Origin of the sequence: Microcystis sp. M_QC_C_20170808_M3Col (assembly GCF_007095505.1) — a bacterium.
Classification (GTDB): domain Bacteria; phylum Cyanobacteriota; class Cyanobacteriia; order Cyanobacteriales; family Microcystaceae; genus Microcystis.
Genome location: NZ_SFBY01000003.1, coordinates 1 through 10269, shown reverse-complemented (window position 1 = coordinate 10269; position 10269 = coordinate 1). Strand labels below are relative to the sequence as shown.

General features: G+C 44.9%; 9 protein-coding genes and 1 pseudogene. 3 read left to right on the top strand and 7 right to left on the bottom strand.

Annotated features, from left to right (window positions below):
• Positions 1–291 precede the first annotated feature (291 nt).
• From EWV84_RS00075 to EWV84_RS00060, 4 genes are all read right to left on the bottom strand, one after another.
• Positions 292–723 (bottom strand): DUF29 domain-containing protein, encoded by a 432-nt coding sequence (locus EWV84_RS00075; protein ID WP_287075569.1) that lies wholly within the window; start codon positions 721–723, stop codon positions 292–294.
• A gap of 54 nt (positions 724–777) precedes the next feature.
• On the bottom strand, positions 778–1590 hold the full coding sequence (gene cpcE, locus EWV84_RS00070; protein ID WP_287075567.1) for a C-phycocyanin alpha-cysteine-84 phycocyanobilin lyase subunit CpcE: 813 nt from the start codon (positions 1588–1590) through the stop codon (positions 778–780).
• A gap of 180 nt (positions 1591–1770) precedes the next feature.
• Positions 1771–3546: a pyruvate kinase gene (pyk, locus tag EWV84_RS00065; protein ID WP_287075571.1), complete on the bottom strand. Its 1776-nt coding sequence runs from the start codon at positions 3544–3546 to the stop codon at positions 1771–1773.
• Positions 3547–3697: 151 nt separating this feature from the next.
• The gene (locus EWV84_RS00060) at positions 3698–5392 is read right to left on the bottom strand and encodes an iron uptake porin (RefSeq protein WP_287075565.1); all 1695 of its coding nucleotides are present in this window, start codon (positions 5390–5392) and stop codon (positions 3698–3700) included.
• Between the two features lie 1077 nt (positions 5393–6469).
• Here EWV84_RS00060 and EWV84_RS00055 point away from each other — a divergent pair.
• The 3 genes from EWV84_RS00055 to EWV84_RS00045 are packed head-to-tail and all read left to right on the top strand — an operon-like array spanning position 6470 to position 8349.
• Positions 6470–7285 carry a Ycf66 family protein gene (locus EWV84_RS00055; RefSeq protein ID WP_286826764.1) on the top strand — a complete coding sequence of 272 codons (816 nt, stop codon included), beginning with the start codon at positions 6470–6472 and terminating at the stop codon, positions 7283–7285.
• Between the two features lie 12 nt (positions 7286–7297).
• Complete coding sequence (locus tag EWV84_RS00050) at positions 7298–7834, top strand: TolB family protein (protein WP_286826763.1); 537 nt, start codon at positions 7298–7300, stop codon at positions 7832–7834.
• Positions 7831–8349, top strand: coding sequence for a TolB family protein (locus EWV84_RS00045; protein ID WP_287075563.1), 519 nt, complete (start codon positions 7831–7833; stop codon positions 8347–8349). The genes EWV84_RS00050 and EWV84_RS00045 overlap by 4 nt, the downstream gene beginning before the upstream one ends.
• A 137-nt stretch (positions 8350–8486) precedes the next feature.
• Here the strand turns inward: EWV84_RS00045 and EWV84_RS00040 are convergent, their stop codons facing one another.
• From EWV84_RS00040 to EWV84_RS00030, 3 genes and pseudogenes are all read right to left on the bottom strand, one after another.
• On the bottom strand, positions 8487–9584 hold the full coding sequence (locus tag EWV84_RS00040) for a patatin-like phospholipase family protein (protein WP_287075562.1): 1098 nt from the start codon (positions 9582–9584) through the stop codon (positions 8487–8489).
• Positions 9585–9795: 211 nt separating this feature from the next.
• Entirely contained in the window at positions 9796–9957 is a 162-nt protein-coding gene (locus tag EWV84_RS00035) for a hypothetical protein (RefSeq protein WP_287075560.1), read from the bottom strand.
• A pseudogene (locus tag EWV84_RS00030) lies at positions 9950–10099 on the bottom strand (type II toxin-antitoxin system RelE/ParE family toxin); the annotation flags it as partial. The pseudogene EWV84_RS00030 and the gene EWV84_RS00035, both read right to left, overlap by 8 nt.
• Positions 10100–10269: the final 170 nt, after the last annotated feature.

The following is a 10269-nucleotide window of genomic DNA, read 5'->3' as shown; positions in this document are numbered from 1 at the left end:
CTGACTTCTTTGCTGATGGATAAAAATGGGTCAGTAACGTTCGCTCAATCCTTTACGGGGTCAGCTTTTCAGCCATATTTTCGTTACCTGACCTCAAAAAATAAGCGAACGGTGAGTTTTAACAGAGTGATTGTTTCGTTTAGCCAGCCGACATAATCAGTTTGAGTTATCATAAAACCTCTGGATTTTATGAGTTTTAATTTTCATAGAAAATAACCAATTATTTACAGCATTTCTCATAAATATGAAGTATGAACTGAGCGGACATCGTCTCAGCTTTTAAAGATAATTTTATCGCCAAACTTTTTTCTGTAAAATCTGACTAATTTCTTGGGGAAAAGGACAATCATCGGGAAAGTTAAAGGATTGATAATCGGGGTTATCTCGCAAGCTTTTTAAAGCCGTGCCATAGCAATCTAAAAATACTTGATCCCAGTAGGTTTTTAAACTAGGAGAATCGCTCAAAAGTTCTTCTAGTTCCCGTTGACTGCGCCTAATAGTTTCTTGCCAACCTCGATAATCTTGAACGTAATCAGTATAGCAGAGTTTGAGGCAGTGTTCTAAGATGGTGGTTAACCGGTTGCGGAGTTCACGTTTTTGACTTCTGCCCAAACTTTCTATCTCCTCGATCAAGTTTTCCCAGTCAACTTTATCAAAGTTTTTTTGTTTTAACAGAGTGATTGTTTCGTTCAGCCAGCCGACATAATCAGTTTGAATTAGCATAAAAACTCTGGATTTTATCCGTTTGAATTTAGATAAAAAATAACCAATTATTGATTATAATAAACCATCCATTAAAGTGAGAATTTCGGAGAGATTTTCCTTGCTAGAATTAGTTTTTAGATGGTTTTCTAAAAGTTCCTTGAGAGCAACCAGTTTCAGACTATTTTCCGCCAAAGTATTAGCGATCGCAGGGGCTGCCGGCAGATAACCCGTAGCGCCTAAATCCATTAAAGCAGAACGACGCAGCTGTAATTCTTCCCCTTGCAAGGCATTAATCAGAATATCGCCATAGTGGGGGTTAGCCGTGAGTTGATGGAGGGCGCGGGCAGCCGCATAACGCACTTTTTCGACGAAATGCTGTAAAAACGGTTCGATGAGGGGAATCGCTGCCGTTGCTTGCAGGGTTCCCAAGGCTTCGATAATCGCTTCGTAGGGTTGGACTAAATGGGGTTTTCCCGCCACTAAAACGGCCACTTCGATGCCACCCTCTAATAGTTGCTTTAAAGGTGCGATCGCGCTTCGATCCTGAAGCATTTCCAATGCCTGGGCAGCCGATTCGCGCACATAATAATCTTCGCAGTCGAGACAGGCAATCAAAGCGGGAACACAACTGAGATCATCTAATTTCCCTAAAGCGCTGGCGGCATTGCGTCGCAGGGGATAACCGCCATCGGGAGTGCGATCGCTTTCGTCCTCTAAAGCGGCAATTAACGCCGAAATCGCCTCCGGTTGACGAACGCGGAATCTACCCAACCACCAAGCGGCATAATAACGCGCTCCTAGGTCTTCTCTTTGCTGGATATTAGCGATCGCTTGTTCAACAGTATAGGCTGGATTATCGACGGCAGCAGAGTGAGAATCGCTCATAGACAAGTGAAAATAGGTGTTGGGGTTTTGGGGTGTGGGGTGTGGGGTGTTGGGGGTTGGGGGTTGGGGGTTGGGGTTTTGGCGTTTTGGCGTTTTAGGGTGTTGGGGTTTTGGGATATTAGTTGAATTTCCCCATTTCCCTAATCCCTATCCCCTATCCCCTATCCCCTGATAACCGACTCAGTTTTTCATAGTTCCCGCGCCATTGCCAATACCAGAATAAATTAAACCCCGTTGAGCATCGAGACTAATGATCACCCCTTCGCGGATAATTTTCGTGGCATCTTTAACCCCGACAATAACAGGAATACCCAATTTTAACCCGATAGTAGCGGCGTGATTGTTCATGGCGGTATCTTCGGTGATAATTCCGCCAGCTTTCCGCATCATATCCACATATTCGGCGCTGGTGGTGGGAACGACTAAAATCTCCCCACTACTAAAACTACCCACTTCTCGGGCATTATGGGCCACTCGCGCCCGGCCACTAGCCACACCCTGGCCGATACCCGTACCCTTGCCCAAAAGGGATTTTACCACTTCCACCTTAATTAAATCCGTGGAACCGGCCACCCCTTGCAGAGTTCCCGCCGTCATCACCACTAAGTCACCATCCGCTAGGAGGTTATTTTCCTGGGCAAGATTCATCGCCACTTGAAAAGTTTGGCTGGTGGAGGGTAAATCGAGCAATAACATCGGTTTTACGCCCCAAACTAGCTGTAACTGCTGTGCCACTTCCCGATGGGGAGTAACGGCTAAAATGGGGGTTTTGGGGCGAAATCTGGAGACATTACGGGCAGTAGAGCCGGTTTTTGTCAGGGTAATAATTGCCGCTGCCCCCAATTGTTCGGCAATTTGACTGACTGCCGAGGAAATAGCGTTAGGAATCGATTGTTTATTGTTAGAGCGAGCGGCACTATTGATCTGTTCCCGTTCGATCCTTTCGGCAATGCGGGCCATAGTTGCCACTGCTTCGATGGGATAATGACCCACAGCCGTTTCATTGGAAAGCATGACCGCATCAGTGCCATCTAAAATCGCATTAGCCACGTCCGAAACCTCGGCCCGGGTAGGACGAGGATTACTGGCCATACTGTCAAGCATTTGAGTGGCGGTGATAATCGGAATGCCTAGCTGATTAGCGGTATTAATCAGGCGTTTTTGCAGGATTGGCACGTCTTCGGCTGGTAATTCTACTCCTAAATCCCCCCTAGCCACCATAACACCATCACAGAGGGATAAAATTTCCTCCATTTCCTCGATCGCTTCGTGTTTTTCAATTTTAGCGATCACGGGGATAGATTTACCCGCACTGGCGATTAATTCTTTAATTTCGAGGATATCTTGGGGATTACGCACAAAACTAAGGGCAATCCAATCCACATCCCACAGCAGTCCGAACATTAAATCTTTTTTGTCCTTATCGGTTAAAGCTTTCACCGACAGATAGACGTTGGGAAAATTTACCCCTTTATTACTGGATAAGACACCCCCAACCACTACGCGACAGGACAGGTCTCCTTTCAGGCGATCCACTGATTCCACCCGCATTTCGACTTTACCATCATCGAGGAGAATTCTGGAACCTTCCGGGACTTCTTGGGCCAGAGAGGGATAGCTAATGGAACTTATTTCCTGATTACATTCCACATCCCTAGAAGTAAGGATAAAGGGTTCCCCCGGTTTCAGGGTGATCGACCCACAGGCAAATTTACCTAAGCGAATTTTTGGACCCTGTAGATCCTGAAGGATGCCAATGGGTTGATTGAGTTCAAAGGCTAACTGACGGATCAGGTTAATGCTGTGACGATGGTAATCGTGATCGCCATGGGAAAAGTTTAATCTAAAAGTCGTCGCCCCCGCCTTGATCATCTGACGTAATGTTTCCTTATTTTGCGAGGCCGGGCCGATCGTGGCGACAATTTTAGTGCGACGGGGGAAAGACAGAGAGTGCATAGATAAGCAACTAAATAGGCGAAGTAAGTATAGCGGCGTTTGGTACGCTTCGCCCATCTTCTCATAAATGGTTATATCCAGTGAAAAGTTAAAAGTAAAAAAACGGTGAGATCTACAAATCCCACCGTTTTTTCAAGTCCGTCAACTCAGCTTAAAAACGGAAAGTCGTCCGGAGAACACCAACAAAAATGGTGTCGTTATTACGGTTGTTAGCATTGAAGATCGCATAAGCACCGGGGGTAATCAGAATATTTTTGGTGACGGGGAACTTATACTGAGCTTCTACCATGTAGGAAGTGGAATCTTCTTTGTCGGAACGGGGTACTTGACCACCACCTAAAGAAAGGGCCGCACCTTCGGCAAAGAGATCGAGGACGGAAAGATTAAGGTTCCAAGACCAGATACCAGTGTTATTGTCTCCGATCGCATTATTAACACCAGTGGCCGAGGCATCGGCGTAACCAGCCCAGCCCGCTAGATTTAAGACTCCTGGGATAACTTGGGCGCTCGCCTGAAGACCGAAACGGTTAGCAGTAGTACCAACGTTACCGAAGGGACGCTCGGTGAGAGGGCTGCTGACGTTACCGAATAAACCAGAACTCATACTGGCTGCAGTTTGATAACTGTAAACGTAAACGAAGTTAATATCGGCAAATTTGATGAAGGAGAAACCAACCTGAGCACCCGCACTGTAGGAACCGTTAAATAAACCGCTACCAGGGTTAGGATTGCTGGCTCCATTAGTCCCACCCTCGGCTAGGTAGGTTCCCGTAACTTGGAAAACATCGCCAATGTTGAATCTGACCCCAGCACCAACACCCGAAGGACCACGGAAAACGATGTTATTGTAGCGTTGACCGCGAGATAAAGCACCTGTACCGCTATCAGCTAGGAAGGGGTTAGCAGTGATGAAAACGTCATCTAGGTTTAACTGGTTAGCACCAACCCAAATGGTGATTTTACCGAAGGGAGTGCCGATGGGAGCGCGGTAGAACAAGTCATCGATGGTGACATCATTGTCCCGGCCATCATCGTATGCCAGACGGGTCATGTTGGTTCTTGTCGGACCGTTCTGGTTGAAAGTGGTGTTAAAGTTACCTGCTTGTAAACGGGTTCTCAACAAATCTTTACCGGTGAAGCTGGTTTCAAAGTTGAGTCGTACCCGATTATTAAATACTGTTTGAGTTTCATCTTGATTGCTGCCATCAGTAACTGTACCGTTGGTATTGGTAATGGAAGCTTGACCACCCCAGCTATCGGCGATACTGAAGATTACCTCACCTCTGAGTTTGGTGGTGGTAGAAAATTGATTATTTTCCAAGAAAGCAACGCGCTGTTCCAGGTTATCTACTCTAGCACCTAAAGCCGCTAGTTCGGTCTCAAATTCAGCGACAAGACGTTTTAATTTATCGATATCTTCTCTGAGTACAGCGACACCATCTTGAATTAAACGTTCCATGACGTTTAAACAAGCGTTTAAACCTGCGGCAAATTCCCAACGAGTGGTGGCGCGATCACCGCGGAAGGTACGGTCGGGAAAACCAACGATACAACCATAACGCTCTACAAGACTTCTTAATGCCTCGTAGGCCCAAGCGGTGGGAGATACGTCCCGCAGTTGGTTAACGCTAGTCACCTGGGACATGGAACCCTGATAAACACCCGTATTAATCTGCTGACTATTTTGGGCGCGCTGAATGCGATCGAGTTGTTGTTGCGCAGCCGGATCAATTTTAAGTTGAGGTGTCCCCGGCATAGTCTGAGCCACTGCGCTGCCAGCAGCCGCCACGGAAGCACCTAATACTAAAGGAGTTACCTTTACTAAATTCTTGAATAGTTTTGACATGGGTCAATCCTCACACCTTATTCTATGGATTGAATGGACTATGAATACAAACAGACTATATGTTTAGCCTGAATTATACTCACATTCTATGCTAATTCCCTCTTGGCTAGGTTAAGTTAATTTTATGATATGACAGAAAAATTTCTGTCTGATCTTATTAAGATTAGGACTTACGCACTTGACAAATTAACTATGATGTGCATCAATGAAAATCCCTCCTTTCAGACTTGCGGCGATTAACTTCCCAACGATAGCGATCGCTCAAAAGCCATCAAGAAATCAGGTTAAAATGCTCGAAACCCTTACATCACATTTAGTCAATCCTGTCAATAGGCAAAACCTAAAGATTTTGTTAAAATCTCAGCCATCAGCCTTTTCAGTGATCAGTTATCGGTGATCAGTTATCAGATGTGAGTTTTCAGTTCACTGATTAGTTCTGGGGAGCATCTCACCTTTGTAACCCCTAAATCAGGTTTTATGTCAAGCGATCCTGTTTGAAAGCCTTGCTAGAAACCAGTTTTAGGGACAAGTAAGTAGTCGGACATAAATAAAGTTAACTATGTTAAGTTTTGTAAATTGCTGTATCTATGACTTCTGGGCAAGGGGTTCGGGTGTTTAACATTTCGTTACATAGCACTGTTTATTTTTGTCCAGGTACTTATAATTACTCACTTGCATAAATGAGATGCTCCCTCACTGATTACTGTTTACTGTTCACTGATCACTGTTAGGCTTTTTTGAAATCAAAAAGTGCCATTTCTTGGAGTGGTCGGGGGGAAAATTCAGGGACTTTTTCCCCGAAAATTAGGTAATTGACCCTCTGAAAACGGGTAAAACCCTACACCCGACACCCTACACCCCACACCCTACCCCCACGAAAAACTTTTTGCCGCAAACCCTAAACTAGGCTCGATCGAGTAAGTTAGAATCGAGGATGATAGATATAGTGCTAGACTTTGGGGTTAGGCTATAGTAGGCCGACTCCTTGAGTTAAAAACAGCCGGATTGCTTGTGAAAGCTGACGGCTATAGATAAAGACTCGATTATTGAATTTAAGCACCGAGAAGGGAGATAAAGATGGTCAATTTTGGGCTGAATTCGGCCAGTATCTTAGGAATTTTTCTGGCAGTGGCCGGAGCCGGGTTATACTTCCTGCGCTCGGTGCGGCCGGAACTTTCCAGGGATCATGATATATTTTTTGCTGCCGTTGGTTTACTGTGCGGTTTAATTCTACTTTTTCAAGGGTGGCGACTGGATCCGATTTTGCAATTCGGACAATTTTTGCTGACTGGGGCAGCGGTGTTTTTTGCCTTCGAGACGGTAAAATTGCGGGGTTTAACCACGGAACAGGCCCGCCGCGGCACGTCTTTTGTGGATGAACGTCCTGTGAGTCGGGAATATCGGGCCGAATTAGAACCCCTCGACACCTACGAACCGGAGGAACGTTACGAAGATAATCCCCGTTTACGCGGTTACGATGATCCCCGCTCTTCGCGCACTTCTAGTTATCAGGACGAGGAACCCCGCAGCACCCGCACCCGTCGGCCGGCCGATACTAGCAGTCGCAAAACCAGTAATCGTCGTCCCCGCAATAGTTCCCCCACTAGCGATCGAGATGTTTATGATCAGCGCCGTAGCGGTGATGATTGGGAAGAAACCAGTCCCCGTCCCCGTCCTCGTCCCGCTAGTGAAGAGACGAGCAGTAAACCGCCCCGCACTAGCCAAAAACGTCGTCCTCGCCCAATAATTGAGGACGATCCGCCATTTAAAGGGGAATACGTCGATTATCAACCGGTCGATCCTAGGGATGCCGGCGATCGAGAAGATTGGGAGAGACCGGATAATAGTGAACGGGAGTCGAGTAATGATCATCCGACTAGGTTTGATTATTAAGGAGTAGGTCCGATGACCAAAGCTCCCTTTTTACTGTTTATCTGCTTGTTTTTAGGGGTTATAGGCGGTTGTAATCTCAATAACCCCGGTTTATCTACAGGAACCCTAAACAGTCGCTATAATGACGAAAAACCTGCCCTGAGTGGTGATGGTCGTTGGATTGCTTTGCTGTCTAACCGTCGCGGTAGTAATCAGATGCTGCTTTATGATTTGCAGACAAAACAATACCAGGCCCTAGGGGGATTATATACGGGTCAAGAAATTACCGATAGCCCCAGTTTAAGCCAAACGGGGCGTTATCTGGCTTATGTGGTGATTATTGAAGGTCGTCCCGTCATCGCTTTATATGACCGCATTACCGATCGTTCTGAGTTATTGAGTCAAAATTATCGCGGTTGGTTGCGAAATCCCCGTCTTAGTCCCGATGGTCGTTATCTTGTCTTTGAGTCCGCTCGTCGGGGACAATGGGATGTGGAGGTTCTTGATCGCGGTCCGAATATCGAGTTAGATCTTCCCGATGGCAGTCCCATTGAAAGTCCCAAACCGTGAAACGTTATTTTTTTATTAGTCTTGTTGCTGTAATTAGTTTGTTAACTGGATGTGCGAGTTATCCCAGTTTATTGTCTTTTCCTTTCGATCGAGGGGGGAGAAGTTTAAACAGTGCTGCTAGTGAATTAACTCCCTATCTTGCCTCTCGATATATAGTTTTTGCTTCCGATCGCAATGGTTCCCAAACTATCTATCTTTTTGATGCCATTGATCGCCGTTTATTGCCTTTACCCGGACTAAATTCTCTCGATCAGATCGCTTCTAGTCCTTCCATTAGTGAAGATGGTCGTTATATCGTTTTTACTGCTAGTCGTCAGGGAAAAACGGCTATTTATCTGTATGATCGACAAACTCAACAGAGAAGGGAAATTGCTCCCGATCTCCTCGCAGAAGTACGCAATCCTATCATCAGTGCCGATGGTTCTAAAGTGGCTTTTGAAGCGGCAAAAAATGGGCAATGGGATATTATGATTTACGATCTATCCGGACGGGTATTAGTCAATGAAAATCAGTGATTATTAAGTAATAGGACAAAATTAACTTCTTAGTTAGGAAAGGCAAGAGGCAAGAGGCAAAAGGTAGTTAGATATGTATAATTAATTGTGTCTAGCTACTTATCACCGCCACCCGGGAAAACTTTTTGCCGCAAACCCTATCTTAAACCCATAGCTTGTAGTCGATGTTCTAGAAACTGTTTTCCCTGTTTTTCCCCGTCAGCAATCAGACGCTGGATATTGGCAGGAGAGCGATCGAGTTTACTTTCGTAGTTGAGACTATTGGCTAATTCCGCCGACATTTCGATCATAGGAATATGGTAATCTTGATCGGGATCTTCCGGGAAAGATTTAGGAATTTTAAATGGTTCTTTTAATTCGATCTCGCGCAAGAATTCTTCTTTAAAGGCTCCTTTGAGAAATAATTGATTGAGAAAGTCAATCTGATCGAGACCTTGAAATAGGGAAACATTCCCTTCTAATTCATTGCGGCGATCAGCAATATCATCGGATTGCACGGGGATCTTATCTCTAGAGGTGGGATTAATTTTAATTACCCAAATTTCATCGGGAATATTTTCGACTCCGACAAATTCACGGCGAATTAAAGAACGGATGGGGGGATTATCGGAAAATAGTCCATCCCAGTAGGCCATAGTTTCAATGGTGACGGCAGGAAAAATGTTAGGAACACAGGCAGAAGCTAGGATATGTTCAATTTTAACTGCTTCCTCGCGCGAGTTAAATTTACTTAATTTTCCTGTCAGGACATTACAGGCCCCCATTAATAAAATTGGTGGTTCTGGTTTAGCTCCCCAAGTGGCTAATTCCGAGAAATCAATATGCGCTCTTAGTAACTGATCAAAGTTGGTAAAGCGACCGCGTAAACCGTAGGTAGCTAGGGAAAATAAGGTTTTAGTAATCGGAGAGGAAGGACTGAGATTATACTGGGGAATTAATCCTTTGCTGGCTAATTCTAGGCTTTTAATGGCTGAGTCATTAAATAGCTTTTCTTGGGGAGTTCGAGCGCTATTATCTTCCCAAAAATCAATCATTCTTTTCCAAACGACGCTATCACCTTTTTCGAGAGCATACCAGATGAAAAATGCACAGATAGCACCGCCAGAAGTACCACTGAGACTGACAATATTAAAGTAATCTTGCACTTTATTGTCAAATAAGGCTTTCAAGGCACCGGCAGTAAAAGCAGTTTGACTGCCGCCTCCCTGACAAGCGATCGCAATTTTGGCTTTCATAAATATCCTTTGAATGGCTTCTATCTAAGCCCTAGGCTTTTAATTTAAGGTTAATTGAAAACCTAGAATCGGACCCAAAAATATAGAAATTTTTCTGATTTTCACAGAGCTGCTCGGTAGATTTTGCCATCACTTCTAGAAAAGGAGCGAGTTTTCAGGGAATTTTCTAGGTAATCAGCCGGCGAATCGGGAAGTAATTAGCGGCAAGCCATCAGACTTGGGTGCATCTCATTGACAAGGCGGACAATAAAGCACCCGTATCATTGTCCTTGGCATATTCCTCAAAGGTAATATTTAAAAAACTGTCAATTTCTTCTGGATGTTCGCAGTAGTATTCTTCTTCAACTTGTTCAAATGTTCTGTATTTACCCATGACTTAGATGCTCCTTCCCATAAGCTTTCGCCGCTTCAATATCCTGTGTTTGGCTGCTTTTGTCGCCGCCACACAACAAAAGCACAATGTTGTCACCCTCTTCCCCGAAATACACACGGTAGCCAGGTCCGAAGAACATTCGTGATTCTGAAAGTTCTTATAGATAATCATAAAAAGGTGCGTTAACAAAGTGTAACGCACCCTACTGGACTGTTTCAGCTAATTTGGTGCAATAGATTCTCCCGATTCCTCCTCCTCAAACACAGGATAAAGATGTTTCAGCTTGACCCTAGCATCGCTGGTCGTAAACGT